This window comes from Phyllobacterium sp. RCAM01083 (assembly GCF_055685835.1).
Map to the genome: position 1 here is coordinate 2,032,800 of NZ_JBVFZN010000005.1, position 24,217 is coordinate 2,057,016.

The 24,217-nt window shown below is 59.4% G+C and carries 26 protein-coding genes and 1 pseudogene; 11 read left to right on the top strand and 16 right to left on the bottom strand.

Annotation, left to right across the window (positions count from 1 at the left end; genetic code table 11):
- Nucleotides 1-51 precede the first annotated feature (51 nt).
- Both ACZ25R_RS16755 and ACZ25R_RS16760 read left to right on the top strand, forming a co-directional pair.
- Nucleotides 52-1,095 (top strand): hypothetical protein, encoded by a 1,044-nt coding sequence (locus tag ACZ25R_RS16755; RefSeq protein WP_472461628.1) that lies wholly within the window; start codon nucleotides 52-54, stop codon nucleotides 1,093-1,095.
- On the top strand, nucleotides 1,092-1,769 hold the full coding sequence (locus tag ACZ25R_RS16760; protein ID WP_472461629.1) for a hypothetical protein: 678 nt from the start codon (nucleotides 1,092-1,094) through the stop codon (nucleotides 1,767-1,769). Before ACZ25R_RS16755 ends, ACZ25R_RS16760 begins: the two co-directional genes overlap by 4 nt.
- On the opposite strand, the gene ACZ25R_RS16765 is transcribed toward ACZ25R_RS16760, so the two are convergent.
- Nucleotides 1,744-3,027, bottom strand: a complete 1,284-nt coding sequence (locus tag ACZ25R_RS16765; protein WP_464662919.1) for a cystathionine gamma-synthase family protein — start codon at nucleotides 3,025-3,027, stop codon at nucleotides 1,744-1,746. The two genes, ACZ25R_RS16760 and ACZ25R_RS16765, sit on opposite strands and share 26 nt — an antisense overlap.
- Before the next feature lie 125 nt (nucleotides 3,028-3,152).
- On the opposite strand from ACZ25R_RS16765, the gene ACZ25R_RS16770 reads away from it, so the two are divergent.
- From ACZ25R_RS16770 to ACZ25R_RS16780, 3 genes are all read left to right on the top strand, one after another.
- Nucleotides 3,153-3,611 (top strand): Lrp/AsnC family transcriptional regulator, encoded by a 459-nt coding sequence (locus ACZ25R_RS16770; protein WP_464662918.1) that lies wholly within the window; start codon nucleotides 3,153-3,155, stop codon nucleotides 3,609-3,611.
- Nucleotides 3,612-3,676: 65 nt separating this feature from the next.
- The gene (locus tag ACZ25R_RS16775) at nucleotides 3,677-3,973 is read left to right on the top strand and encodes a type II toxin-antitoxin system HigB family toxin (RefSeq protein WP_464662917.1); all 297 of its coding nucleotides are present in this window, start codon (nucleotides 3,677-3,679) and stop codon (nucleotides 3,971-3,973) included.
- Nucleotides 3,973-4,377 (top strand): helix-turn-helix domain-containing protein, encoded by a 405-nt coding sequence (locus tag ACZ25R_RS16780; RefSeq protein WP_464662916.1) that lies wholly within the window; start codon nucleotides 3,973-3,975, stop codon nucleotides 4,375-4,377. Before ACZ25R_RS16775 ends, ACZ25R_RS16780 begins: the two co-directional genes overlap by 1 nt.
- Nucleotides 4,378-4,417: 40 nt before the next feature.
- Here ACZ25R_RS16780 and ACZ25R_RS16785 read toward each other — a convergent pair whose 3' ends face one another.
- The 3 genes from ACZ25R_RS16785 to aroC are packed head-to-tail and all read right to left on the bottom strand — an operon-like array spanning nucleotide 4,418 to nucleotide 6,873.
- A complete protein-coding gene (locus ACZ25R_RS16785) occupies nucleotides 4,418-4,630 on the bottom strand; it encodes a helix-turn-helix domain-containing protein (protein ID WP_472461630.1) in 213 nt (70 codons plus the stop codon).
- Nucleotides 4,631-4,650: 20 nt separating this feature from the next.
- Nucleotides 4,651-5,754, bottom strand: a complete 1,104-nt coding sequence (ribB, locus tag ACZ25R_RS16790; protein WP_229490889.1) for a 3,4-dihydroxy-2-butanone-4-phosphate synthase — start codon at nucleotides 5,752-5,754, stop codon at nucleotides 4,651-4,653.
- A gap of 24 nt (nucleotides 5,755-5,778) precedes the next feature.
- A complete protein-coding gene (aroC, locus tag ACZ25R_RS16795; RefSeq protein ID WP_472461631.1) occupies nucleotides 5,779-6,873 on the bottom strand; it encodes a chorismate synthase in 1,095 nt (364 codons plus the stop codon).
- A gap of 171 nt (nucleotides 6,874-7,044) precedes the next feature.
- Here aroC and ACZ25R_RS16800 point away from each other — a divergent pair, with 171 nt between their 5' ends.
- Nucleotides 7,045-7,299, top strand: a complete 255-nt coding sequence (locus ACZ25R_RS16800; protein WP_182547647.1) for a DUF1344 domain-containing protein — start codon at nucleotides 7,045-7,047, stop codon at nucleotides 7,297-7,299.
- Nucleotides 7,300-7,332: 33 nt separating this feature from the next.
- On the opposite strand, the gene ACZ25R_RS16805 is transcribed toward ACZ25R_RS16800, so the two are convergent.
- The 4 genes from ACZ25R_RS16805 to ACZ25R_RS16820 all read right to left on the bottom strand — a co-directional run bounded on the left by ACZ25R_RS16805 (nucleotide 7,333) and on the right by ACZ25R_RS16820 (nucleotide 10,347).
- A complete protein-coding gene (locus tag ACZ25R_RS16805) occupies nucleotides 7,333-7,923 on the bottom strand; it encodes a histidine phosphatase family protein (RefSeq protein WP_472462503.1) in 591 nt (196 codons plus the stop codon).
- A 13-nt stretch (nucleotides 7,924-7,936) separates the two neighbouring features.
- On the bottom strand, nucleotides 7,937-8,755 hold the full coding sequence (fabI, locus tag ACZ25R_RS16810; RefSeq protein WP_091880942.1) for an enoyl-ACP reductase FabI: 819 nt from the start codon (nucleotides 8,753-8,755) through the stop codon (nucleotides 7,937-7,939).
- Between the two features lie 110 nt (nucleotides 8,756-8,865).
- Complete coding sequence (locus ACZ25R_RS16815; protein WP_464662913.1) at nucleotides 8,866-9,780, bottom strand: DnaJ C-terminal domain-containing protein; 915 nt, start codon at nucleotides 9,778-9,780, stop codon at nucleotides 8,866-8,868.
- A gap of 216 nt (nucleotides 9,781-9,996) precedes the next feature.
- The gene (locus ACZ25R_RS16820; RefSeq protein ID WP_464662912.1) at nucleotides 9,997-10,347 is read right to left on the bottom strand and encodes an RT0821/Lpp0805 family surface protein; all 351 of its coding nucleotides are present in this window, start codon (nucleotides 10,345-10,347) and stop codon (nucleotides 9,997-9,999) included.
- A gap of 144 nt (nucleotides 10,348-10,491) precedes the next feature.
- Between ACZ25R_RS16820 and pdxH the strand changes: the two genes are divergently transcribed.
- The gene (gene pdxH, locus ACZ25R_RS16825) at nucleotides 10,492-11,112 is read left to right on the top strand and encodes a pyridoxamine 5'-phosphate oxidase (RefSeq protein WP_403177461.1); all 621 of its coding nucleotides are present in this window, start codon (nucleotides 10,492-10,494) and stop codon (nucleotides 11,110-11,112) included.
- Between the two features lie 6 nt (nucleotides 11,113-11,118).
- Here pdxH and ACZ25R_RS16830 read toward each other — a convergent pair whose 3' ends face one another.
- Nucleotides 11,119-11,871, bottom strand: coding sequence for a crotonase/enoyl-CoA hydratase family protein (locus tag ACZ25R_RS16830; protein ID WP_472461632.1), 753 nt, complete (start codon nucleotides 11,869-11,871; stop codon nucleotides 11,119-11,121).
- 9 nt (nucleotides 11,872-11,880) lie between these two features.
- A complete protein-coding gene (locus ACZ25R_RS16835; protein WP_472461633.1) occupies nucleotides 11,881-13,653 on the bottom strand; it encodes an acyl-CoA dehydrogenase in 1,773 nt (590 codons plus the stop codon).
- A gap of 281 nt (nucleotides 13,654-13,934) precedes the next feature.
- Between ACZ25R_RS16835 and ACZ25R_RS16840 the strand changes: the two genes are divergently transcribed.
- Nucleotides 13,935-15,185 (top strand): glycoside hydrolase family 25 protein, encoded by a 1,251-nt coding sequence (locus ACZ25R_RS16840; protein ID WP_464662909.1) that lies wholly within the window; start codon nucleotides 13,935-13,937, stop codon nucleotides 15,183-15,185.
- Nucleotides 15,186-15,254: 69 nt separating this feature from the next.
- Here the strand turns inward: ACZ25R_RS16840 and ACZ25R_RS16845 are convergent, their stop codons facing one another.
- Entirely contained in the window at nucleotides 15,255-16,319 is a 1,065-nt protein-coding gene (locus ACZ25R_RS16845; RefSeq protein WP_472461634.1) for a calcium-binding protein, read from the bottom strand.
- Between the two features lie 433 nt (nucleotides 16,320-16,752).
- Between ACZ25R_RS16845 and ACZ25R_RS16850 the strand changes: the two are divergent.
- A pseudogene (locus tag ACZ25R_RS16850) lies at nucleotides 16,753-18,366 on the top strand (peptidoglycan D,D-transpeptidase FtsI family protein); the annotation flags it as partial.
- On the opposite strand, the gene ACZ25R_RS16855 reads toward ACZ25R_RS16850, so the two are convergent.
- Both ACZ25R_RS16855 and ACZ25R_RS16860 read right to left on the bottom strand, forming a co-directional pair.
- The gene (locus ACZ25R_RS16855; RefSeq protein WP_472461635.1) at nucleotides 18,363-18,893 is read right to left on the bottom strand and encodes a GNAT family N-acetyltransferase; all 531 of its coding nucleotides are present in this window, start codon (nucleotides 18,891-18,893) and stop codon (nucleotides 18,363-18,365) included. The pseudogene ACZ25R_RS16850 and the gene ACZ25R_RS16855 overlap by 4 nt on opposite strands.
- A 7-nt stretch (nucleotides 18,894-18,900) precedes the next feature.
- Nucleotides 18,901-19,443, bottom strand: a complete 543-nt coding sequence (locus ACZ25R_RS16860; protein WP_472461636.1) for a helix-turn-helix domain-containing protein — start codon at nucleotides 19,441-19,443, stop codon at nucleotides 18,901-18,903.
- Between the two features lie 177 nt (nucleotides 19,444-19,620).
- On the opposite strand from ACZ25R_RS16860, the gene ACZ25R_RS16865 reads away from it, so the two are divergent.
- Together ACZ25R_RS16865 and ACZ25R_RS16870 are read left to right on the top strand one after the other, a co-directional pair.
- The gene (locus ACZ25R_RS16865; protein WP_472462504.1) at nucleotides 19,621-20,019 is read left to right on the top strand and encodes a VOC family protein; all 399 of its coding nucleotides are present in this window, start codon (nucleotides 19,621-19,623) and stop codon (nucleotides 20,017-20,019) included.
- A 118-nt stretch (nucleotides 20,020-20,137) separates the two neighbouring features.
- Nucleotides 20,138-20,770 (top strand): LysE family translocator, encoded by a 633-nt coding sequence (locus tag ACZ25R_RS16870; protein WP_472461637.1) that lies wholly within the window; start codon nucleotides 20,138-20,140, stop codon nucleotides 20,768-20,770.
- A 1-nt stretch (nucleotide 20,771) separates the two neighbouring features.
- On the opposite strand, the gene ACZ25R_RS16875 is transcribed toward ACZ25R_RS16870, so the two are convergent.
- The 3 genes from ACZ25R_RS16875 to purD all read right to left on the bottom strand — a co-directional run bounded on the left by ACZ25R_RS16875 (nucleotide 20,772) and on the right by purD (nucleotide 24,098).
- Nucleotides 20,772-21,209, bottom strand: coding sequence for a VOC family protein (locus tag ACZ25R_RS16875; protein ID WP_472461638.1), 438 nt, complete (start codon nucleotides 21,207-21,209; stop codon nucleotides 20,772-20,774).
- Nucleotides 21,210-21,318: 109 nt separating this feature from the next.
- The gene (locus ACZ25R_RS16880; RefSeq protein ID WP_472462505.1) at nucleotides 21,319-22,650 is read right to left on the bottom strand and encodes a TolC family outer membrane protein; all 1,332 of its coding nucleotides are present in this window, start codon (nucleotides 22,648-22,650) and stop codon (nucleotides 21,319-21,321) included.
- A gap of 167 nt (nucleotides 22,651-22,817) precedes the next feature.
- Nucleotides 22,818-24,098 carry a phosphoribosylamine--glycine ligase gene (gene purD, locus ACZ25R_RS16885; RefSeq protein ID WP_472461639.1) on the bottom strand — a complete coding sequence of 427 codons (1,281 nt, stop codon included), beginning with the start codon at nucleotides 24,096-24,098 and terminating at the stop codon, nucleotides 22,818-22,820.
- Between the last annotated feature and the right edge of the window lie 119 nt (nucleotides 24,099-24,217).

The window sequence follows — 24,217 nt, forward strand, 5'->3', positions numbered from 1 at the left end:
GACGGCCTCCCACCCGATGTAGGAATATTATCCCTTTAAAGGATAGTATTCATGACTTTGCACAATGAGCATTCTTCCAGACACCTCCGGCTCCGCTGGCATCTTTCCGCCAACGCGCTCCAGCTCAAGGCGCTGAAACTCGCACCGCCCAACAGCCTGCGCAGCGATCAGTACCGCCAGCTCGACTATCAGCGCGCCTTGCTGGAGGCCGAGCTGAGGCTGCAGGAGGAAATCGATCTCCTGCGGAAATACGATCCCGACCAGCCGCGCGAACCAGCCGGAGTACCGGAGGGTGGACAGTGGATCAGTATTGGGGGAGGTGCTGCGGCCGGTCGTTTTGTTCAGGGCAGCGATCCAGTTCCTCCAGAGCCCACGCCTTACGGGAATGGCGGGAATGCTGCGAAGTTTCCCCTGTTGAGATTCCCTAAAATGGGACTATGGGGCGGCCTTATCACCGCATTCGAATTTCTGAATGATCCAGAATTTGCCTACCCGCTGGAAGAGGCTCTTGACCGTTACAATTCTGCGGTCGCGGTAAAGGACAACGACACAGTTCCGTCGATCACATTTCGTGCGCACGCGTTTGATACCGGCAGCAGCCCGCAACGCGTGTTTGCCACCATGAAGGAGCTTGAGCGGGACGAAGCCAGTAAACTTTGCCCCAAGTACACGACCGTCCAAACACAGACCGATATTGCAGCTTTTGCGGCCGGACCAAGATCAACATACAAAAGCCCTGCAACCTACGGCACTGCGGTCCATACCCATCTCGAACACCAAATAAGAGCAATGGAAGATCCCGACTTGCAGGCTGAAAGATCGTACATGAAGTACCACGACGAGATGCCAAAGGGATCATACCACCATGGCGAGGTGACCCGCGGCAAGGCTGATTCTCTTCGGATAGATGTTTTTGAAAAGGCCAGTCCGAAACTGGTCTGTGTTTACGACGTTAAAACTGGTCCCACTCGCTTAAGTCTGCGCCGCATCAAGGAGATTTCCTATGCCGTTGCCAAAAACTTCGGACCATTCGGTTTCACGATCATTGAAATGAGGCCAAAACAAAAAGCCCACAAGGGGGGCGCTCGACCATGACAACAGGCGCTGAAATTCGCAAGATGGTAAAACCATTGCTCGAACGTCACGATGATCTGGCAATGGTCGGGCGTTTCATGGTCGTCAAACCCATTCACCACTTTCGACGCGGCGTCTACATCGACTATTGCAGAAATCCGTGGATGTTTGATCCAAGAACCGTCGTTGCTCTCCTGATTCCGCCAAGTGACGTCATCACATTGGGGTTTGGCGATTTCCTTTCTGATCCCAAAACAGGATATTGGGACGCTACGAATCCGGACTCCGTTCAGCGGCTTTTCAATCTGCTCGAAGAAAAGATTCTGCCAAAGCTTCGTTCCACAACGACATTTGAACATTATCGAGCACTGGCAGCACAGTACGAGGCTTCCGGTGACTATTATGACTGGGATCGCTTCTTTGAAATGCTGGTTGCGACGGCGACAGGCAATCTGGACCTTGCTCAATCCATCGTCGAACCATTGCCGAGCATGCAACACTATCTCGCGCAATTGGCACCGTCCTTCTGCCCCGCCCTGCTGGCGCGGGACCGTGTCGAAATCGCCAGGATTCTGCACGAATGGGAGGCGCTGGCTGTCCAGAAATGCAAACTGGAGAAATTCTGGGAGCCAACGCCCTTCCCGCTGGAACTGGAGGACGCTCCGCCGGTCAGGCCGCCGCCAGGGCCTGGGTAAGGTCGGCGATCAGATCGTCGGGGTGTTCGATGCCGATCGACAGCCGGATCGTCGAATCGAGCACGCCGATCCGCTGGCGCACATCCACGGGCACGCCGGAATGGGTCATGGTGGCGGGGTGGCTGGCGAGGGATTCGGTGCCGCCGAGGCTGACCGCCAGCTTGAGGATTTGCAGCGCATTCAGGAATTTGAAGGCTGCGGGCTGGCCGCCGCGAATATCGAACGAGAAGGTGGAACCGGCACCGGTGCACTGCGCGGCAAAGGTGCGGCCGAGCGGTGAGTTCGCATCGTGATAGGGCAGATAGTGGATTTTTTCCACTTTCGGATGATCGCGCAGGAAATCCGCGACGGCGCGCGCATTGTTATCGGCCTTTTCCATGCGGATGCTCAGGGTTTCCAGCGAGCGGCCGAGCATCCAACAGGAATGCGGGTCGAGCTGCGTGCCGATGGCACCGCGCAGCGCTTTGACCTGTTTCATCACGGCTTTCGAGCCGAGCGCCGCACCGGCGATCAGATCGGAATGGCCGCCGACATATTTGGTCAGCGAATACAGGGAGATGTCGGCGCCGTGCTCGATCGGGCGTTGGAACACCGGTCCGAGCAGCGTGTTGTCGCAGGCGATCACCGGCGTGTGCCCCTGCTTTTTGCCGATGGCGTCGGCAATGCGGCGGATCATCGCCACATCGACCAGGCTGTTGGTCGGGTTGGCCGGCGTTTCGATGAGGATGATGGAGACGCGGCCCCTGCTCATCGCCTCATCGGCCGCCGCCTGCACCGAGGCTTCGTTGACGCCATCGGCAAAGCCGACGGCAGCCACACCCATATTGAGAAATGTCCTCGCCAGCAGGGTTTCCGTGCCGCCATAGAGCGGCTGCGAATGCAGCACCGCGTCGCCCGGGCGCACGAAGGCCAGCAGGGTCGTCGCAATGGCCGACATGCCGGAGGAGAACAGCGCGCAGCTTTCCGTGCGCTCATAGACAGCCAAGCGGTCCTCGACGATTTCGCTGTTGGGGTGGTTGAAACGCGAATAGACGAGGCCGGCACCGACGCCGGCCGGCGGCTCCTTGCGGCCGGAGACGAAATCAAAGAAATCGCGGCCTTCCTCGGCGGATTTGAACACGAAGGTCGAGGTCAGGAACACCGGCGGCTTCACCGCGCCTTCCGACAGTTCCGGATCGTAGCCATAGTTCAGCATCAATGTTTCGGGATGCAATTTGTGGTTGCCGATATGGGTCTTGGACGGATGGGGAGCGGCCATGCGAATCTCCTCGCGTGAGGGGTGGGGTGCTATCAAGCAAATTATATCAAATGCAGGGATCAATCCTTGCTTTTTACGATCAAATTGCATTGATTGACGCTAACAATTGCCATGAATGAGAGATTATGACGCAGAAAATTGCTGACGAGACCGACCGGCGCATTCTCAGGGAACTGCAGGCGGATGCGCGCATCACCAACAACGATCTGGCCGAACGGGTCGGACTGTCTCCATCCCCCTGCCTGCGCCGACTGCGGCGGATGGAGGAAGCCGGCATCATCCGAGGGTACACCGCCCTCGTCGACCCGGTCATCGAGGGCTGGACCATGGCCGCCATCGCCACGATCCGGCTCAGCCGCCAGCATGAGGATGAGATCGTCATGTTCGAGGAAGCGATCCGCGGCTGGGACGAGGTGCTGGAATGCCACCTTGTCACCGGCTCGCGCGATTATGTGCTGAAAGTCATGAGCGCCGGGCTGGAACACTATGAGCGCTTCATCAAGGAGAAGATCGCCCGGCTGAAGTGCGTCGCCTCCATCGAGACCAGCTTTGTCATGAACACAATCAAGGAGCGGCGGGTTTAACAGGGTATTCCCAAGATGGGAATTTTTTACTTGTTCCCAATATGGGAAATTGCTATATATGCCTGATGCAGATCATAGCCAAGAAAGCACTGCGGGCATTTTGGCTTGTTCACAACCAAGCTGAAGCACCCTTAACGGCTTGGTATGTGGCTGTGAGCAGGGCTGAATGGAAAACACCGGCGGACGTGAAATTGCAATTCGGCAACTCTGTCGACTTTGTCCGCGACAACAGGGTGATCTTTGACATTGCCGGCAACAAGTACCGCCTTATCGTGCATGTCGCCTACCCGTTCAAACGTGTGCTCATCAAATTTATCGGCACGCATAAAGAGTACGATGCAATCGACCCGGAGACTGTGTAATGAAAAACATTCGGCCGATCAAAACTGAAGAAGACTATGACTGGGCGATTGGTGAAATCACGCACTATTTCGACAATCAACCCGAGCCGGGAACACCTGAGGGTGACCGGTTCGACGTTCTTGCGACCTTGATCGAAGCCTATGAAGACGATCATTATCCCATTCCGGCATTGGACCCAATTTCCACCATCGCCGCGCACATGGAAATGGCCGGGCTGAATCGCCGGGCCCTGGCAGAGGTTCTTGGCTCTGCGCCAAGAGCCTCTGAAGTTATGGCCAGAAAGCGCGCGCTGACGATGGATATGGTGTTCAAGCTTAATCGCGAATGGCATATTCCTGCCGAACTTCTCGTACAGCCCTATCATCTCGTGCATGATGAGAAAAAGGTTCAAAGAAGGGCCTGACCGCCCCGATCAGTCTTTCCCCGGAAACCTCATCAACACGTCATCCGGCTTCGCCAAGCAGCGCTGCAACGTCGCAATGCATTGCCGCTGCAACCTGCTCGGCGGTTTCCAGCGTAACGTTCGTCCGGCCCGCTTCCATGCGGCTGATGTAGGCCTGGTCTGCGCCAATGCGCATCGCCAGTTCTTCCTGCGAGATGCCCAAGGCACCCCGTCTTTCCTTCACAGCCAGACCAAATCGCTTCTTGATGTCCATAAGAGGCACGAAGCCACGCGTCAGATAATATCCGTCCGCGTGATCTGGATGCCAAAGCCTTCGAGACCGACATAGTGCCGCTCACGCGATGACAGCAAGCGGATCGAGGTGATGCCGAGATCTTTCAGGATCTGCGCGCCAAGGCCAATCTGGCGCCATTCCTCCTCGCGCACCTTGGCTTCCGCATGGGCCTCGCGGTCCTGCAGCGTGGCGCGGTTACGGTCATCATCGCGGCCGACACCGACGGAGCCCTCGCGCAGGTAGACGATGACACCGCGTTTTTCCTCGGCAATGCGCTTCATGATGCTGTCGAGCGTGTTGCGCGCACCAAAGACATCGCTGAGAATGTCCTCACGCTGCAGGCGCACAGGCACGTCCTCGCCATCGCGGATATCGCCGAAAACAATGGCCGCGTGGTGCATCGGCTCCCATGGCAGCGCATAGGTGATCGCCTTTGCCTGTCCGGCACAGGTATCGATCTCATATTCGCCGATGCGCTCGATCAGGGTTTCCTTGCGCTGGCGGTAGGCGATGAGATCGGCCACCGTCACCTGGTGCAGCTTATGCGTTTCGGCAAAGCTTGCCACCTGCGGGCCGCGCATCACCGAACCGTCGTCGTTGACGAGTTCGCAGATGACGCCGACCGGCGGCAGGCCGGCGAGCTTGCACAGGTCAACGGCCGCCTCCGTGTGGCCGGAGCGCATGAGCACGCCGCCCTCGCGCGCGATCAGCGGGAAAATATGCCCCGGACGCACGAAATCGGCAGCGCCGGCATTGGGATTGGCGAGGTTGCGCACGGTCAGGGTGCGGTCATCGGCGGAAATGCCCGTGGTAGTGCCGTGCTTGTAGTCGACGGTCACGGTGAAGGCGGTGGAATGCGGCGCGTCGTTCTCGGCCACCATCGGCGCCAGATTCAGGCGCTTGGCGTGGTCGCGCGGCATGGGCGTGCAGACGATGCCGGAGGTGTGGCGCACGATGAACGCCATCTTCTCCGGGGTGCAATGCACCGCAGCGACGATCAGGTCACCCTCGTTCTCGCGCCCGTCATCATCCATGACAACGACGATTTCACCGCGTTCGAACGCACGCAGCGCATCGACGACCCGTTTCTGATTGTAAGCCATGTATGCGCCTCTTGATTAGATGCTTTAGATGCGGCCGGTCTGGCCGCGATGTCTGAGATAATGATCGGCAATCGCGCAGGCAACCATGGCTTCGCCGATGGGGACAGCGCGAATGCCGACGCAGGGATCGTGCCGGCCCTTGGTCATCACATCCACCTGTTTGCCATCGGCATCGATGCTCTGGCGCGGGGTGAGGATGGATGAGGTGGGCTTGACGGCAAAGCGCGCGACGATGGGTGCTCCGCTGGAAATGCCGCCGAGAATGCCGCCGGCATGATTGGACAGGAAAATCGGCTTGCCATGATTGTCCATGCGCATCTGGTCGGCGTTTTCTTCGCCGCTCAGCGTGGCCGCTGCGAAACCATCGCCGATTTCGACGCCCTTCACCGCATTGATGGACATGAGATAGCTGGCAATATCCTGATCGAGCTTGCCATAGACGGGCGCACCGAGCCCCGCCGGTACATTTTCAGCGACGATTTCAACGACGGCGCCGATGGAGGAACCCGCCTTGCGGATACCGTCGAGATAGCCGGCGAAGAGGTCGACGGAGCCGGGGTCCGGCGTGAAGAACGGGTTGTTGTCCACCTCGTCCCAGTCCCAGCGGTCACGGTCGATCGTGTGAATGCCCATGCCCACCAGCGCGCCGCGCACGATCAGGCCGGGGACGACCTTGCGGGCAATGGCCCCGGCGGCAACGCGCGCGGCGGTTTCGCGCGCCGATGAGCGCCCACCGCCGCGATAGTCGCGGATGCCGTATTTGACATCATAGGTGTAATCGGCGTGGCCGGGACGGTACTGGCGGGCGATATCGCCATAATCCTTGGAGCGCTGGTCGGTGTTCTCGATCATCATCGAAATCGGCGTGCCCGTGGAGATCATGGTGACGCCGTCGTCCTGCAGCATGAAGCCGGACAGGACTTTCACCTGATCCGGCTCGCGCCGCTGGGTGGTGTATTTCGACTGGCCGGGCTTGCGTTTGTCCAGATAGGCCTGAATCTCGGCTTCGGTAAAGCTGATACCGGGCGGACAGCCGTCGACCACGCAACCAAGCGCGATTCCATGGCTTTCACCCCAGGTGGTGACACGAAAAAGATGACCGAAAGTATTATGCGACATGAGATTACCCGGCGTTATGTCAGGGGGTTTTATGAGCGTTTACGCCTGTGGTCAAACCCGCCGCTGAAATTCCTTTGTCCACCACGAAAAAAGCAATTGTTTTGCCACAAATGCGCGCTTTAAGGTGACGGACAAATCGACCACCAGATTTTGATTAAAGAGGATATCAAAATGCGTTTCATCGTCGCGACCTTCATGTTCGTCGCTTCCCTGCTTCCGGTCGGCGCGCTCGCTGACGATGCGCAGGGCACCATCACCAAAATCGACGAAGACAATTCGACCATTACGCTCGACGATGGCAAGGTCTACAAATTGCCGGGCGAATTCGACTTCAGCGCCATCGACAAGGGCATGAAGGTCACGATCATGTTCGATCTGGTCAACAAAGAGCGCTTCATCACCGATATCGAAGAATCGGTGCAATAAGCACCTGTTCGTCACAAGCCGAGGCCTGGATGGTTACATCCAGGTCAGATTGCCCTTCTCAAGGCGCAGAATTTTATCCTGGGTGATGGCGAGGTTCGCCGCATCATGGCCATCAAGGCCCTCCACCATCTGGAAAATCGTGCGCATGCAGCCGCCATGCGTCACGCATACGGTCGGCTCCCGCACTTCTGACAGCCAGCTCCCTATCCGTATTGCCAGAATGGCATAACTTTCGGCCGTAGGTCCCGGCGGAACAAAGTTCCATTTGTCCCGGGCGCGTGCGGCCACGAGGTCGGGTGAACGGGCTTCGATGTCTTCCAGCATATAACCTTGCCAAGCACCGAAATTCACCTCCATGAGGCGGGCATCGGTGCGGTAGGTCCAGGGATCGATCCCCATGCGGGTTCTGATGCGCTCCATCGTATCGCGCGTGCGGCGCAAAGGGCTGGCGACAAAGTCGAAACCCGCGCCCTCCCCGATCAGGGATTTGAGCATATCGCCGTTGCGTGCGGCCTGCTGCTGGCCGCGCGCATTGATATCGACGTCTTCCTGCCCCTGGATTCGCTCGGACACGTTCCAATCCGTCTCGCCGTGACGCGAGAAATAAACAATCGAGTCCGGCAGATGCACTTTGGAGCTAGTCCTTGACGACAGAGATATCCGGCGCGTCCACAGCCTTCATGCCGACGACATGATAGCCGCTGTCGGCATGGTGAATTTCGCCCGTGACCGAACGGGACAGGTCGGAGAGGAAATACAGGCCGGCATCGCCGACTTCCTCGATGGTAACGGTACGGCGCAACGGGGCGTTGTATTCGTTCCATTTGAGGATGTAGCGGAAATCGCCGATGCCCGACGCGGCCAGCGTCTTGATCGGACCAGCGGAGATCGCATTGACGCGGATATTGTCCGGGCCGAGATCCACTGCCAGATATTTCACGCTGGCTTCCAGCGCCGCTTTGGCAACGCCCATGACGTTGTAATTCGGCATGACCTTTTCCGCACCGTAGTAGGTCAGCGTCAGGATCGAGCCGCCATCGGTCATCAGCTTTTCCGCGCGCTTGGCAACGGCCGTCAGCGAGAACACCGAAATCAGCATGGTCTTGGTGAAATTCGCTTCCGACGTATCGACATAGCGGCCGGTCAGTTCGTCCTTGTCGGAGAAACCGATGGCATGCACCAGAAAGTCGATCTTGCCCCACTTCTCTTCCAGAGCGGCAAAGCACGCATCGATGGTCGAGGCATCCGAAACATCGCAATGGCCGCAGAGAAAAGCCCCGAGTTCCTGCGCCAGAGGCTCGACGCGCTTCTTCAGCGCATCACCCTGATAGGTGAAAGCAAGCTCGGCACCGGCATCATGGGCCGCCTTGGCAATGCCCCAGGCGATCGACCGATTATTGGCAACGCCCATAATAAGTCCGCGTTTACCTTGCATCAAACCAGTTTTGGCGGTCATTTACCAACCCTTCACGAAAGACATATGATTGATTTGCGGTATCGCACAGCCCGCGCCGGGCTTCAAGCATCGTGTCAGTTTCGTCAAGGATTTTCGGGAACCGTTGATTTTCAGAGACTCGAATCGCGCAGAAATGCTTCCAATGCCGCATCACCATGCTCGGGCAACATGACGCGAACATGAACAAAGAGATCGCCGTGACCATCCGGCTTTTTCGGCAAACCCTTGCCTTTCAGGCGCAAAACCCGGTCAGAACTGGTCCATGGCGCTATTTTCACCGCCACACGGCCATTCAGGGTCTCGACTTCCTGCCGGGAACCGAGCGCCGCATCGCGCAACGACACCGGCAGGTCGAGATGCAGGTCGTGGTCTTCCACCTTGAATTTCGGGTGCGGCTTGAAACGTATCGTGACCAGCGCATCGCCGGGTGTTCCGCCGGGAATGGCCTCGCCCTGCCCCTTCAGGCGAATCGTTTGACCATTTTCAACCTGCGCGGGCAGCTTGATCGCCAGCCTTTTACCGTTTGGAAAAACCGCTTCAACCTTCTCGGCACCGACAGCCTGCTCAAGCGTCACGTCGATGGTGGCCTGGAGGTCCGTGCCTTTGCGCGGGCCTGCGCGGCGCTGTCCGCCGCCAAAAGCGCCGGCGCCCTCGCCGAAGAGGCTGCTCAGAATATCTTCAGCACCAAAACCGGCCGTGCTGCGGTAGTCGAATCCGCCGGACCGCGCACCGCGTGCACCGCCAAAACCGGCGAAGGGATCGCCGCCGCCGGAAAACCCTTCGAAACCCTGCGGCGCGCGCTGCTTGCCCTCGGCGTCGATCTCGCCCCGGTCAAACTGGCCGCGACGTTCCTTGTCGCCGATGATCTCATAGGCCTGGTTGATCTCGGAGAAATTTGCCTGCGCCTTCGGGTCATCCTGGTTCTGGTCAGGATGATATTTCTTGGCGAGCTTGCGAAACGCCGACTTGATTTCTTCAGGCTTCGCCGTCTTGGCGACGCCCAGCACGGTATAAGGATCGCGCATGTGTGTGCCCTTCCTAGTGGAACGAATGTGACATTCGCATATTCCTCGTCATGTACAATGGGATGCGAATGTCACATTCGTTCCACTGGCATAAACGGGGTGCGTTGGGGATTTGCCCGTTATATGCGCATCAATAGGAAGAAATTCCAGACTTTCTGTCAAGAAATCTGCAATCGCTGCCCGGTTCCATCGAAAATATCATTCAGTTGCAGAGAATCAAATCGGCGCGAAGGATTTCAGCGTCCATTGTCCGCCATCCTGCATGCAGGTCTCACCCTTGTAGAGCATGACGCCGTCAAAAGATTCGCGCGATGTCTGGAATTCACGGCAGAGCCCTGTCTCGGTCTTCTTCTCGGCGATTGCCGTGATCGTGCCCTGACTGCCGGTCTCCGGATTGGACCATGGCAGGGGCTTGTTGCCCCATTGGGTGAAATTCAGCGCGGAGACGATATTACGGACCGTCGACTGGTCGGCGGCACCCTTGGCATCCACCTGCGGCGCTGGAGCAACCGAACCCGTCACCGTCGCCTTGTCCGGGACCGCGCTCTCGACGCTGAAGCTTTTCATGGCACAGCCGGAGAGAAGACAGAGCACAAAAACAGCGGCGAACGGCGCAGTCCGCACCGGAATTTTCGCCCCAAGGTTCTTGATATCTGGTATTGCCAATGCCAAACGCATATCTCTCTTTAACAAGGTCAACCAGCTATGACTATGGGTGAAATGAAGTTAACAACCGGTGACTTCACAGAAAAAACCGAACCCTTCGCGCTCTTCGACGAATGGCTCAAAGATGCAACCAAATCCGAGCCGAATGACCCGAATGCTGTTGCTCTGGCAACGGTGGATAGTGATGGCCTGCCGGATGTCCGCATGGTTCTTCTTAAAGGTTTTGACGAGCAAGGCTTTGTTTTTTATACAAATTTTGAAAGTCAGAAAGGTCAGGAAATACTGGGCTCAATGAAGGCCGCCATGTGTTTTCATTGGAAAACGCTGCGCCGTCAAGTGCGTGTGCGCGGTCCCGTGGAAATTGTCAGCGATGCGGAAGCCGATGCCTACTACGCCACCCGCCCGCGCGGCAGCCGTATCGGTGCCTGGGCTTCCAAGCAATCGCGGCCGCTGGAAAGCCGTTTTGCCCTGGAAAAAGCCGTCGCGGAATACACTGCCCGCTATGCCATCGGCGAGATACCCCGCCCCGCCCACTGGTCGGGCTTCCGCATTCGCCCGACATCCATTGAATTCTGGCACGACCGGCCTTTCCGCCTGCACGACCGCGTGGTTTTCAGCCGCGCGACGCCGGATGGCGACTGGGGCAAAACCCGCTTGTACCCATAGGGCTCCTCAGCCCTTCTTGCGCGTCAGGAAGGCCATCAGGGCGCTCCGTGCTTCTTCCGACTGGAGCCGTTCCGCAAAATGCCCGGCTTCCAGTTTGATGCGCTCGACCGTTTCGGCGCGCGGCATGCGGAGGAGATCGCGCGAGATCTGCATGGCTTCCGGCGGCTTGGCGGCGATTTCCGTCGCCACGGCCAGAACAGTGCTTTCCAGCTGGTCCGCCTCGACGATCCGGTAAACAAGACCGGCGTCCTTCGCTTCGGCCGCGTTCAACCCGGCGCCCATCGCCAGGAAGGCAAAGGCCTGCTGACGGCCCATCAGGGCAGGTCCGAGCAGGCTCGAACCCGCTTCGGGTACAAGACCCAGATCGACGAAGGGCGTCTTGAACAGGGATTGCGGCGTGGCGAAGGTCAAGTCGCAATGGAAATTGAGCGTCGAGCCGATGCCGATGGCAAGCCCATCCACACCCGCAACAACCGGCTTTCTGCTGTTGGTCAATGTGATGAGGAAGTCAACAACCTCAGTGCCCATCGTACCCGACGTGGCAAAGGCCATGAAATCCTGCAGATCATTGCCGGAGGAGAAGGCGCCCGGCACCCCCAGGAATACATGGGCGCGAATATCCGGATTCGCATCGCCTTCCACCAACGCTCCGGTCATGGCCGTATACATGGCCCGTGTCAGGGCATTCTTCTTGTCCGGGCGGTTCATCCGGATGGTCTGGACGGCGCCATGGCGCTCGATGACGATATGATCTGACATGAAGTTTCCCTATTGCAATGCGGCACGGGCACCGAGCAGGCTCGGCGCACCGTTGACGACGCGATCTTTCAGCGCCGACGTTTCGTTGAGAAGATTTTCGGCGAAGAATCGCGCAAGGGCCGTCCGGCCGGTATTGTCGCCACCCAGCGCACCCTTGGCGAGATAGGTTGCACCGGCAGCCAGGCCGAAGAGACGCAGATAGGGCGTCGCTCCGGCAAGCGCCTTGCTGATGTCACCGCCGGCAAGGGTCTGCTGCAGCCAGAGCGTCGTTGCCTCCAGATCGTCAAGACCGGCCTGCAGGCGCTCCGCCGTGTTGCCGAAATCGATGCTGTTGCTCAGCGAAACGGCTTCGGCCACCGTGCGCAGCTCGGCGATATAGGCCTTGACGTGGTTGCCGCCGTCGAGCGGCAGCTTGCGCTGGACGAGATCGATGGCCTGGATGCCGTTGGTTCCCTCATAGATCGGGGCAATGCGGGCATCGCGCAAAAACTGTGCGGCGCCAGTCTCTTCGATGAAGCCCATGCCGCCATGAATCTGGATGCCGATCGAGGCAACGTCGACGCCGACATCAGTGGAAAACGCCTTGGCGACCGGCGTCAGCAGGTTGGCGCGATCTGCCCAGTGCCTTTTGTCGTCATCTGCGCCAGTCCGCGCCATATCCAGCGCGTGCGCGCAGGCATAGGCGATGGAGCGAGCCGCGCCGGTCAGGCCCTTCATGGTCAGGAGATTGCGCTGCACGTCGGGGTGTTCGATGATCGGGCTCATGCCCTCACCCGTCCAACCCGGCGCGCGCATCTGGCGGCGCTCCTGCGCATAGGCCAGGGATTTCTGATAGGCGGCCTCGGCAACCGCGACACCCTGGATGCCCACGGCCAGCCTTGCATTGTTCATCATGGTGAACATGCAGGCCAGACCGCGGTTTTCTTCGCCGATAAGCCAGCCGATGGCCCCCGGCTTCGCATCCTTGGCAAAACCATCGCCATAGATCATGGTGCAGGTGGGCGAGCCGTGAATGCCCATCTTGTGCTCGACGCCGCTGCAGAACACATCATTGCGGGCACCAAGTGAACCATCGACATTCACCAGGAATTTCGGCACCAGAAACAGCGATATCCCCTTGGTTCCGGCAGGCGCATCGGGCAGGCGCGCAAGAACCAGATGGATGATATTGTCCGTAAGGTCATGCTCGCCATAGGTGATGAAAATCTTCTGACCGAAAATGCGGTACGTGCCGTCATCGGCCCGCTCGGCCCGCGAGCGCAATGCTCCCACATCGGAACCGGCCTGCGGTTCGGTGAGATTCATGGTTCCCATCCACGCGCCGGAGACGAGCTTTGGCAGATAGGTGTGTTTCAGATCATCCGTCGCGTGGGCTTCGAGCGCCTCGATGGCGCCAAGCGTCAATGTCGGTCCGATGCCGAAAGCCATGGAACCGGAATTCCACATTTCCAACGCCGCCACTGCGAGCATCATCGGCAGACCCTGTCCGCCGAACTCTTCCTTGCCGGTCAGGGCGTTCCAGCCGCCGCCGATCCAGTCGCTGTAAACGTCTTTCCAGCCGGGCGGCATGGTGACTTCGGCATCTTTCAGCGGCGTTCCGTGCTTGTCACCAACCTCCAGGAGCGGCGCAACGCGCGTAGACGCGAATTTACCCGCCTCTTCCAGGATGGCATCAACCAGATCGTCGGAAAGGTCGGCAAAACGCCCGGCGGCGATGGCCTCGTCCAGACCGGCAATTTTCTTCAGTGTGTGTGCGATTTCCTCGACGGGCGCCCGGTACATTGATCACAAGTCTCCTCATCCAGTGATGCTGCGTCGTTGCGGATAGACATTGCCGCCCCCAGCCTGGCAAGGCAAGTGGATTTTTACGTAAACGTAAGAAAACCTGCCCTTTGACCCTTCTGCGGCGCGGTCTGCTCGGCACCGCAGATACATGATCCCGCGACTCCGACAGGCGTTCTCACCGATCAACCCTCTTGCTTTACGGCATTTTAACCATGAACCAGCGATCATGGGCGCTTGTATCCGAAGCCGCAGACCACGAGGTGTGAAGGGACAGGCATTTGACAATCCGAGCGCAGGTTTTCGCCCTTGCTGCCCTTGTCACCGCGTTGATGTCCAGCGCCCCTTCCCGTGCGGACTCCCAGTTCCAGACCCCCTGGTCCAACCAGCAGCGCGCCATCGTTCTCGACGGCTATGAGCACAATTCATTCAATCTCCCGGAAATCGTCAGGGATCCGCGTATTGCCGCCTTCATTCACAAGGCATCCGATGGCATGCCTGCCGCCTATCATTGCGGACGCATCGCCGATGTGAAGGATCAGGAAATATGCCGCCGCATCTGGCGCAACTACGCTGTGTCGCGCGAGCTCTACCAGACGCGGCGCGTTCTGGCCAAAGCGCTCGGCCTGAAATGGGGCTCCTACCACCTGGCCCGTCCCGGCAATCCCATAGAACAGGCGAACCATTTCATCGATTATGCCGAGCCGACAAGTGACGAGTTGATGGCCATCGATATCGAGGACAATGACCCCGCCCGGTTCATGTCGCTGGCGGACGGTGAGATATTCGTCGCCCAGATCAAACTGCGCACCGGCCGCTATCCCGTGCTCTACACCAATGGCACCACGGCCAAATACATTGCCGATCACCGGCTGGCACTGCCGATTCTGTCGCGCCTGCCGCTCTGGTATGCGCGGTATGAGGCCGACATCGCCCCGCATTTCCCGAAAGGCAACTGGCAGGACTATGCGCTCTGGCAATTTGCCTCGCAGAACAATTGCAGCAAGACGCGCTGCCCCTACCGGCCCAATGGCACGAACCGCGACATCGATGTGAACATCGCCGATATGACCGTTGCGGAATTGAAACGCGCATGGCCGTTCGACACCCTCGTACCGGCGGTGCTGCCCGACGACATGCCCAGACCCGGCGAGCGGCCTGCCTTGCCCAGCGATATTCTGATGGCGTCGATGGAGCCGCCGCTTGTCGATTATAGCGGGTTGCGGCAGATACCGGGCCTGCTCATCGCCGCTGCGAAAGGACTGGCTGCTACCGTGCAAGCCTCTATCGATGGCCTGGGCGACACACCGCAGGCGGTCGATACCATGGTGACGGCGTCCGTCATCCGTATTGCCAAATCACATCCAAGTGAAAAACTGACACTGGAAACGATCAGGACCAGCCTGCGAGAACCGGTGACAACACCCGATGACCACCCGGACAGCCATCTGATCGCCGGCTTGGTCGGTTTCTGCTTTGATGAAACCAGCACGGGCATGAGCCATCTGCCGGCCTATGCCATGCAGCGCTGACCTTCAGAGAGAAGCAGGCACGCGAGCGTATGCGCCTGCTTCAAAGCTCATTCGCGTGTTTGCGCAATCTCAAGAAAAAACAACGTCATCCGGCGAGAGATCGGCAAGGGATACATGCTCGATCAGAATGCCGCTGGAATCGCCGTCAAAGCTGACATAGACGCCGTCAGCCGTGTCGTGCGACGCGGCGAGAAAACTGTCGAAATCGTGAATGCCGCTGCTGCCCGCGGTGAAATCGCGAAGATTGATCACGTCGCCTTCCGCCACATTGAAATCCGCGATGTGGTCGACACCGCCAAGGGTTTTGGCATCGAATATGAATGTATCCGCGCCCGCGCCACCGAAGAGATGGTCCGTGCCGGTACCGCCATCCAGGAGATCGTTGCCCGACCCGCCCTTGAGGATGTCGTCACCCGCACCGCCCAGCAGCGTGTCATTGCCGTCGCCGCCATTCAGCGTATCGTTGCCGGCACCGCCATCGAGGTAATCATTGCCGCGGCCGCCGAAGAGGACATCCTTGCCGTCACCGCCCCAGATTCTGTCATCGCCATTGCCGCCGTCGATGTAATCGTTGCCGGCATCGCCATGGATCTCATCATTGCCGCCGCCGCCGAACAGCGTGTCATTGCCATCGCCGCCAAATATGCGGTCGTTGCCATCGCCGCCTTCGACGCGGTCGTCACCGGCGCCGGCGTTGACATCGATATGGGAAAAATTCGTTGCAATGATCTTGTCATTGCCCGCTCCCGTCGTCAGCTCAAGCCGCTCCAGGTCGACGAAATAGAGATGATTGGCCGGAACCGTCGCATCCCCGAAAAAGAGGTGGCCGCTGGAACCGTTGAAGGTGACCGGTTCGGCAGAGTGGGAAAGATCGACCGCAAGGGTGTCGATACCCGCGCCGCCGCGCCCCGCGCCGCCAACGCCGTTGAACACCAGCCGGTCGTCTCCATCACCGCCTTCAAGCTGGTCAAAACCGCTCGAACTGGTCAGGACGTCATTTCCAGCCCCGCCATAGAGAAAGTCATTGCCCGCGCCGCCGTCGAGAATATCATTGCCGCCAAGACCCCAGAGATTGTCGTTCCCGTCCGTCCCGTGCAGAACATCGCTTGTGCCACCACCCACTATTTTCGCCATCGAAATGATCTCCCAAAAAGCCTGTGATGGCGGAGTATATGTAAGGACATGTGACAAGCAAGTGTCGTTTTAGAAAAACAAAACATAGTATGTATACTTATTTTACTTGTAAAATATTTCAAATTTATAAGTAAAATTTCTGATATTGTGGGATCAAAGCGCACGAACGAATTTCCCGCATCGTGCCCCCGCGGCCTGCGGCGGAGGCCCGTGCAAAAACCCGTTTTCGCGGAACGGCTGCCATCGGATTTTGACCAGAGGTGACCGGCATTTTCCCGGAGTTATCCACGCTAAAAACCTATGTTAAGCATCTGTTCAGGTTAACAAGACATTCCGGAAATCGTGAGAATTGCAGCTGATCAAACGATGCTACCTTTGCGCGATCAGCCCCAATCCACAGTTTCATAAAGAGATAATGACCCAACGCAGCGCCCGCGCCCAAAACCGTATCCTGATCATCATGGCCTGTTTCATCGGGATTTTCTGCATTATCAGCGGGCGGCTGGTCTTTTACGGCATGAAGGACGATCCGGTGGATTTCAATGGACCGACGGGCTCCATTCTGGCCTCCCGCCCGGACATTCTCGACCGCAATGGTGCGGTGCTGGCAACCGATATCAACACCGTCTCGCTCTATGCCGAACCGCGCAAGATCATCGATCCGGACGAGGCGTTCGAGCTGCTTGCCACCGTCCTGCCCGATCTCAATTTCGAACAGACCTACGCCCGCCTGAAGGGCAAGGCCGGCTTTGCCTGGCTCAAGCGCGGCCTGACGCCGAAGCACAAGAGCCAGATCATGGCGCTGGGCATACCCGGGATCGGCTTTCGCACGGAGAAATCCCGCTTCTATCCCGGCGGCCCGACGGCGGCGCATATTCTCGGCCTGGTCAATGTCGACAATCAGGGCATTGCCGGTATGGAGAAATATATCGACTCGCAGGGTCTGTCGGACCTGCGCGATGTCGGCCTTGCCCATGCGCGCAAGCTCGCACCGGTTAAGCTCTCCATTGACCTCAGGGTCCAGCATGTGGTGCGCGACGTGTTGGTCAATGCGGTCGAACGCTACCGCGCCATTGCCGCGGGCGCCGTGGTGCTCGACGCCGATACCGGCGAAGTCCTGGCGATGGGTTCGGTGCCGGATTTTGATCCGAACAATCCGTTCAACGCGCTGGAGAAGGACCGGCTCAACCGCATGTCGGCCGGTGTCTACGAGATGGGCTCGACCATCAAGACCTTCACCACGGCCATGGCGCTCGATTCCGGCAAAGTGGACCTCAACAGCACCTTCGACGCCACCCGCCCCATCACCATCGGCCGCCAAACCATCCACGATTTCCACGGCAAACGCCGCGTGCTGACTTTGCCGGAAGTATTCCTGTTTTCTTCCAATATCGGTTCGGCCAAGGAAGCGGATGTGGTCGGCATCGAAGGGCATCGCGAATTCCTGGTCCGGCTCGGCCTGCTCGACCGGATGCAGACGGAATTGCCCGAGGTGGCGCGGCCGACAGAGCCGAAAGTCTGGAAGAAGGTTCACTCGATCACGATTTCCTTCGGCCATGGCATGGCCACCACGCCGCTGCAGACCGCAGTCGGTGCCGCGGCCCTGCTCAACGGCGGCATGCTGATCGCGCCGACATTCCTGCCGCGCGGCGTTGAAGAAGCGCGGACCTTGGCCAAGCGGGTGGTCAGCAAGAAGACCAGCGATGATCTGCGCTATCTCTACCGGCTCAATGCCCAGAAGGGCACCGGCGGCTCTGCCAGCCGGACGCAGGTTCCCGGATATCGCGTGGGCGGCAAAACCGGAACCGCTGAAAAAGTCATCAACGGGCGCTACTCCAAGGATGTGCGCTTCAACACCTTCATCGCCGCCTACCCCATCGAGAACCCGCGCTATGTCGTGCTGACGATCATCGATGAACCCAAGCCTGTCGACGGGCAGGTTGCCGCCGGCGCCGGCCTCAACGCGGCGCCGATGGCCGCGGAAATCATCCGGCGCTCGGCCAATATTCTCGGCGTGCTTCCGGTGTTCGAGACGGCAGAGGATTAGGCCGGGATGGCCTTGAACATGATCGTGGTGGCGTCGAGATGATCCTTGAACGGATCACGGCAGTAGTCCGGAATGATCCCGGCAATCTGATAACCCAGACCGAGGTAAAGCGGTTCCGCCTTGTCGCCGGTCCGCGTGTCCAGGGTGATCAAACCCCGCCCCAACCGGTGCGCCGCGCTTTCCAGCTCGACCATCAACGCCTTGGCGATTCCCTGGCGGCGGAAATCCGGATGCACCATCACCTTGCGGATTTCGGCCCGGTGCGGCTGATTGGGCGGCGTATCATAATCAAGCTGGCCGGTTCCCGCGATCCTTCCGTCTTTACGGACCACGAGCAACAATCGTTTGCCTTGCCGGACCGCTGGAAGCACGCTCATCATCCAGAACGCCTCCCCGTCCGCTTGCGAGAACGGCAAGACAAAGCCGATGCTGGCACCGCCATGCACACAGGCATGCAGGAGCGCGCCGAGCGCCTGCACATGGGCCTCGATGTCATCGGCATCAAAAACAGCAATATCGTTGATCAATGGGGCCTCACAGCATGAAAAGCACATAGCGTGCACCGGAATGTTCGGATGTGGCGAAGGCGCTGGGCCCGAACAGCTGATAGCGCAGGCAGTCGCCGGGATTGAGAGCATGGGTCTGACCATCGACGGTCACCTCAAGCTGGCCTTCGATCAGCAGCAAATGGTGTTCGAGACCCGGGCGTGGCGGGTTGTCATAGGAAATGCGGGCGCCCGGATCGAGTTCGCATTCCAGCATCTCGCCCGCCAGGGTCTGCGCCGGCGGCGATACGGAACGGCGGCGGAAGCCGACACTCGGATCAATCCACACGGCTTGCGCCTCGCGGCGGATCAGCGGCGCGAACTCATCCTCGACCATGTGCATCAGCCGCGACATCGTGAGGCCATAGGTGGAGCACAGCTTGCCGAGCACCTGGGCGGTGGGACTGACCTCGGCATTTTCGAGCCGGGACAGCGTGGCACGGCTCACCATGCTGCGGCGGGCAAGCTCATCCAGCGACCAGTCGCGCTCCGCCCGCAATCCTTTGAGGCGCTTGGCGATGCGTTGATCCATAGCAGCGGTATCAATCGAAATACTTTCCATATATGAGAAATTATCTCTATATAGGAAATATGTCAACCGCGTCTCGTGGAGGTATTCAGGATGTTGGCGCCGCTTGTGTCCCAATCGATGGGCGCTTAGCATTTCATCACATCCTGTCAAACTGCGCCGGAGTTCCCCGCCATGCACATGCTTCATCACATTTCGCTCGGCGTTGCCGATATCGAGCGCGCGGCATCATTTTACGACGCGGCGCTTGCCCCGCTTGGATATGTCAGGGTCTGGGAGGATTTGCGGCCGGGTGAAGCGGATCAGGCGGTCGGCTATGGCGCGCCGGGTGGCGGCGACAAGCTGGCGATCAAGCATCGCCCGGAAGGCAGGCACGTGCCCGGGCCCGGCTTTCATCTTGCCTTTGCCGCACCGGACCGTCGGGCAGTCGACCGGTTTCATGCGGCTGCCCTCAGCCATGGCGGCAGCGACAACGGCAAACCCGGCTTGCGGCCTCATTACGGCGCGCATTATTACGCAGCCTTTGTCATCGATCCCGACGGACACCGCATCGAGGCCGTTTTCAATCAGCCGGAATGATCAAAGTGACGGATAGGCGACATGACATCCGGACCAGGACCGAATGCCGCTTCCGCCCGGACACTTTTTGTCTATAGTTCCAGTTCCATTACCCTGGGACCCACGTCCGGAGCCGCACATGCCATCCACCGAACTTTTGATCGCTTTTTTCATCACCACGGCGATCTTTGCCTATATTCCCGGTCCCGCCATGCTGTACGCGGCGGCGCAAACCATTGCGCGCGGCCGCTGGTCCGGGCTGATGGCGGCATTCGGCATTCATCTTGGCGGCTATGTGCATGTGTTTGCCGCGGCGGCCGGATTGTCAGTGCTGTTTCATGCCGTGCCGGTGCTCTATCTCGCGGTCAAGTTCTGCGGCGCGGCCTATCTGGTCTGGCTCGGCATTTCGCTGTTTCGTGCCAAGGTCAATGGCGACGTCACCATGCCGGGCGTGGAGCAGAAATCCGCCCGCCGGGCCTTTCTTGAAAGCATCAGCGTCGAGGTTCTCAACCCGAAGACGGCGATTTTCTTCATGGCGTTCCTGCCGCAGTTCATCGACACTTCTGCGGCGTTTCCGGTCTGGCTGCAGTTCGTGCTGCTCGGAACCATGGTCAATCTGATGTTCTCTTCCGCCGATCTGGCCTGCGTGATCCTGGCGGGAGCCGTGGTCACGCGCCTCAAGCGCTCAAGCCATGCCCAGCGGCTGATGCAGCGCGCCGGCGGAACGATCCTGGTAGGGCTCGGCGTTCATCTCGCCCTGCAGAAGAGCTGATCTAGCCTCGTCCGTCCGGATAGACCGCCGGTCCCTTGATCTCGATCTTGTTGCCGAAGGGATCGCGGATGTAAAACGAGTGTCCCATACCGCGGGCGCCGCCATGCATCGCCTCCCGCTCGATCTCGACCCCATGGGCATCGAGATGGGCGCGCAGCGCATCGTGATCGAACGGCCCGGTTGCGATGCAGACATGATCGACGTTGCGCCCGCCCGTCACCGGCGGAACAGCACTGGCGGCGCCGGGGTGAGTAATGTCCCACAGGACGATCAGCGCCGACCCGCACCAGACCTGCTCCATCCCGAGCGCCGGATAGATATAGCCAGGCCGGCAGCCGAGAACCTCATAGTAAAATTTCAGCGCGGACGGCATGTCATCGACGAGAAAGACCACATGATCGATGCCCACCAGAGAAAACGGAACACTCGCTGCCTGCATGGATGTCTCCTCGGGTTCTGATGTCCTGCGTGTAAACCGCACCCCATAAAGCAAAATCCGGAACGCCCCTGCCAGGGCGCTCCGGAACTGTCATACTCAAAGGGCCTGTTCAGCGGCCGTCGGGGGTTTTTGTACCGCCCCATTTGTCCTTCACGGCGTCAAAATGCTCTTCCGGCTTGTATTCGGCAACCTGCAGGCCAACCTGCTTTGCTGTCAGGCGGCCCATGGCGGAAAGAACCTGATAGCTGCTGACGACACTGTCATGCTCCGCCTGCACCAGCGCGAGCTGGCCCGTGATGACATCGGCCTGAGCATTCAAGACGTCGAGGGTGGTGCGCTGCCCGACCTTGCGCTCTTCTATCACGCCATTGAGCGCGAGCTGGGCTGCGGCCACGACGCTCCTCTGCGCCACGATGGAGGCTCTGGCGGCATCCAGTTTTGACCACGCGGCGGCAACGGCCTGACGGACGCTGTCTTTCGACACATCCACCTCGATGCGCCGCTGGCCGAGATTCTCCTTCGACTGGCGCACTGCTGCCGCTGTTCGACCGGCTCCATAGATCGGAATCGTCACGTTCAGTTTGGCCGATGCCGCGGAGTTGTTGGGTGTCGTCGCCGATCCGCCCTGGAAAACATCCGTCCGGCTGAGGGTTCCCGTTGCCCCGGCCTGCGGCAGCAGCACACCCTCGTTCACCTTGACCTGATACCCGGCAACGTCGGTGTTGAGTTTCGCCGCACCAATCAGCGGATGATTGGCATCGGCGATGGAATAGGCCTGATTAAGCGATTTCGGCAAGGATTTGGCGGTTGCCGCCGCCGTCAGAGACCCTGGAGTGGCCCCGACGGTCTGGATGTAGGTGGCTTCGGCAATCTTCACATTGGCACGGGCGGTATTGCGGTCGTTGACTGCCGTCGCTTGCGATGCCTCTGCCTGGGCGACGTCGGTGCGGGTGCCCTCGCCCACATCGAACCGTGCACGGTTGGAGCGCACCTGCTCGTTGAGGAATGCCAGGTTCTTTTCGCGCAGGGCAACGATCTGGCGGTTGAGGTAGACATCCATATAGGCCTGCACGGTCGTCGCCAGAATGGTCTGCTCACTGCCGCGCAAGTTTTCGCGGGCCGCAAGCACGCCGGTCTCTGCCGCCGCAACGTTGTTCCTGGTCTGGAAACCGTCGAACAGCATCTGGTCAACCTCGACACCTTCGGTGGAAGAGCTTTTCGTTCCTGCCCTTTGGCCATCAATTTTGCTGCGCTCTGTATTGACCGAGACCTGGCCGGTCACGCGCGGGCGGTAACCGGATTTGGCGATCGCCACGTTCTCGTCCGTCACCCGCACACCGGCGCGGTTCGCATTCAGCGTCGAATTGTTCTGATAGGCCTTCGACATCGCGCCGAAAATCGTTTCGGCCGTGGAAGGCGTTGCTGTCAGAACCGAAGTCATCAGCAGGATCGCAGTGAGGCTTCGCTTGGCTGTTATGGACACGGTGAATTTCTCCGACAGTTTGAACAGAGGACTCGGCTCAGCGAACCGTTCGTTCCGATTTGCAAGAGACATTGCGCTACGAACCGCCGATGTCAATGTTGAAAACCGGATGAGCGGCGTTTTTACTATACCTCACCCTTCTCGCGGGCGATAGCGCGCCAGCCGATATCACGCCGGTAAAAGCCTTCCGGCCAGTCGATCCGGGCAATCGCGGCATAGGCGGCGTCCTGCGCCTGCTGCACCGTTTTGCCGCTGGATGTGACATTAAGCACACGCCCGCCATTGGCGACAAGCGCGCCGTCTTTCTCGGCGGTGCCCGCGTGGAATATTCTTACCGTGTCCGACTGCGCCGCATCGGCACCCCGGATTACGCTGCCCTTCTGCGGAGATGCGGGATAGCCCTTTGCGGCCATGACAACCGTCAGCGCCGGATCGTCATTCCAGCGCACCGACATCTGGTCCAGCGCGCCATCGGCGGCTGCCTTCAACAAAAGGAGCACGTCATCCTTCAGCCGCAGCATCAGCACTTGTGTTTCCGGGTCACCGAAGCGGGTGTTGTATTCGATGAGCTTCGGGCCGTCCCCGGTGATCATCAGGCCGGCAAACAGCACACCGCTGAACGGCGCACCGATTTCCGCCATGCCGCGCATGGTCGGCTCGATCAGCTCGCGCATGGTGCGGTCGATGATCGCCTGCGTCATCACAGGTGCGGGTGAATAGGCGCCCATGCCGCCGGTATTGGCACCGGTATCGCCGTCGCCGACGCGCTTGTGATCCTGTGCCGTGCCGAAAGGAAGGGCTGTCTTGCCATCGCAGAGGCAGAAGAAGCTGGCTTCCTCGCCATCGAGAAATTCTTCCACCACCACTTCGGCGCCGGCGCCGCCGAAGGCACCGTCAAAGCAGGCATCCACCGCATCGAGGGCTTCCTGCACGGTCATGGCCACCACGACGCCCTTGCCTGCCGCCAGACCATCCGCCTTGACCACGATGGGTGCGCCCTGCTTTTCCACATAGGCCCAGGCGGCTGCGGCATCGCTGAAGCGGCCATAGGCGCCGGTCGGGATGTTGAAGCGGGCGCAGAGATCCTTGGTGAAGCCCTTTGAGCCTTCCAGCTGCGCGGCCGCCTTGGACGGGCCGAATACGGAAATGCCTGCGGCGCGCAGATCGTCGGCGATACCGGCAACCAATGGTGCTTCCGGGCCGACAACCACGAAATCAACCGCCTTTTCCTTGCAGAATGCCACGATGGCGGCGTGATCGGCCGGATCGAGCGCCACGCATTCGGCCTCTTGCGCAATGCCGGGATTGCCGGGAGCGCAGTAGAGCTTTGTCAGCACGGGAGACGCCGCGATCTTCCAGGCCAGAGCGTGTTCGCGGCCACCGGAACCAATAAGCAAGACGTTCATCGTTTTCTGCTCCGTGCATGAAGGGGTTGCTGTGTCGGTATGGCCTCGGGCACGAAGGGTCAAGCACGCAATCACAGATTTGCCCTGAATTCAGGCGTAATTTACTTGACTGGCGCAGC

Bases quoted from the DNA above. Each gene is read 5' to 3' on its own strand.
- ACZ25R_RS16755 (WP_472461628.1), top strand. From the start codon at position 52: ATGACTTTGCACAATGAGCATTCTTCCAGACACCTCCGGCTCCGCTGG.
- ACZ25R_RS16760 (WP_472461629.1), top strand. From the start codon at position 1,092: ATGACAACAGGCGCTGAAATTCGCAAGATGGTAAAACCATTGCTCGAA.
- ACZ25R_RS16765 (WP_464662919.1), bottom strand. From the start codon at position 3,027: ATGGCCGCTCCCCATCCGTCCAAGACCCATATCGGCAACCACAAATTG.
- ACZ25R_RS16770 (WP_464662918.1), top strand. From the start codon at position 3,153: ATGACGCAGAAAATTGCTGACGAGACCGACCGGCGCATTCTCAGGGAA.
- ACZ25R_RS16775 (WP_464662917.1), top strand. From the start codon at position 3,677: ATGCAGATCATAGCCAAGAAAGCACTGCGGGCATTTTGGCTTGTTCAC.
- ACZ25R_RS16780 (WP_464662916.1), top strand. From the start codon at position 3,973: ATGAAAAACATTCGGCCGATCAAAACTGAAGAAGACTATGACTGGGCG.
- ACZ25R_RS16785 (WP_472461630.1), bottom strand. From the start codon at position 4,630: ATGGACATCAAGAAGCGATTTGGTCTGGCTGTGAAGGAAAGACGGGGT.
- ribB (WP_229490889.1), bottom strand. From the start codon at position 5,754: ATGGCTTACAATCAGAAACGGGTCGTCGATGCGCTGCGTGCGTTCGAA.
- aroC (WP_472461631.1), bottom strand. From the start codon at position 6,873: ATGTCGCATAATACTTTCGGTCATCTTTTTCGTGTCACCACCTGGGGT.
- ACZ25R_RS16800 (WP_182547647.1), top strand. From the start codon at position 7,045: ATGCGTTTCATCGTCGCGACCTTCATGTTCGTCGCTTCCCTGCTTCCG.
- fabI (WP_091880942.1), bottom strand. From the start codon at position 8,755: ATGACCGCCAAAACTGGTTTGATGCAAGGTAAACGCGGACTTATTATG.
- ACZ25R_RS16815 (WP_464662913.1), bottom strand. From the start codon at position 9,780: ATGCGCGATCCTTATACCGTGCTGGGCGTCGCCAAGACGGCGAAGCCT.
- ACZ25R_RS16820 (WP_464662912.1), bottom strand. From the start codon at position 10,347: ATGAAAAGCTTCAGCGTCGAGAGCGCGGTCCCGGACAAGGCGACGGTG.
- pdxH (WP_403177461.1), top strand. From the start codon at position 10,492: ATGGGTGAAATGAAGTTAACAACCGGTGACTTCACAGAAAAAACCGAA.
- ACZ25R_RS16830 (WP_472461632.1), bottom strand. From the start codon at position 11,871: ATGTCAGATCATATCGTCATCGAGCGCCATGGCGCCGTCCAGACCATC.
- ACZ25R_RS16835 (WP_472461633.1), bottom strand. From the start codon at position 13,653: ATGTACCGGGCGCCCGTCGAGGAAATCGCACACACACTGAAGAAAATT.
- ACZ25R_RS16845 (WP_472461634.1), bottom strand. From the start codon at position 16,319: ATGGCGAAAATAGTGGGTGGTGGCACAAGCGATGTTCTGCACGGGACG.
- ACZ25R_RS16860 (WP_472461636.1), bottom strand. From the start codon at position 19,443: ATGGATCAACGCATCGCCAAGCGCCTCAAAGGATTGCGGGCGGAGCGC.
- ACZ25R_RS16865 (WP_472462504.1), top strand. From the start codon at position 19,621: ATGCTTCATCACATTTCGCTCGGCGTTGCCGATATCGAGCGCGCGGCA.
- ACZ25R_RS16870 (WP_472461637.1), top strand. From the start codon at position 20,138: ATGCCATCCACCGAACTTTTGATCGCTTTTTTCATCACCACGGCGATC.
- ACZ25R_RS16875 (WP_472461638.1), bottom strand. From the start codon at position 21,209: ATGCAGGCAGCGAGTGTTCCGTTTTCTCTGGTGGGCATCGATCATGTG.
- ACZ25R_RS16880 (WP_472462505.1), bottom strand. From the start codon at position 22,650: ATGACTTCGGTTCTGACAGCAACGCCTTCCACGGCCGAAACGATTTTC.
- purD (WP_472461639.1), bottom strand. From the start codon at position 24,098: ATGAACGTCTTGCTTATTGGTTCCGGTGGCCGCGAACACGCTCTGGCC.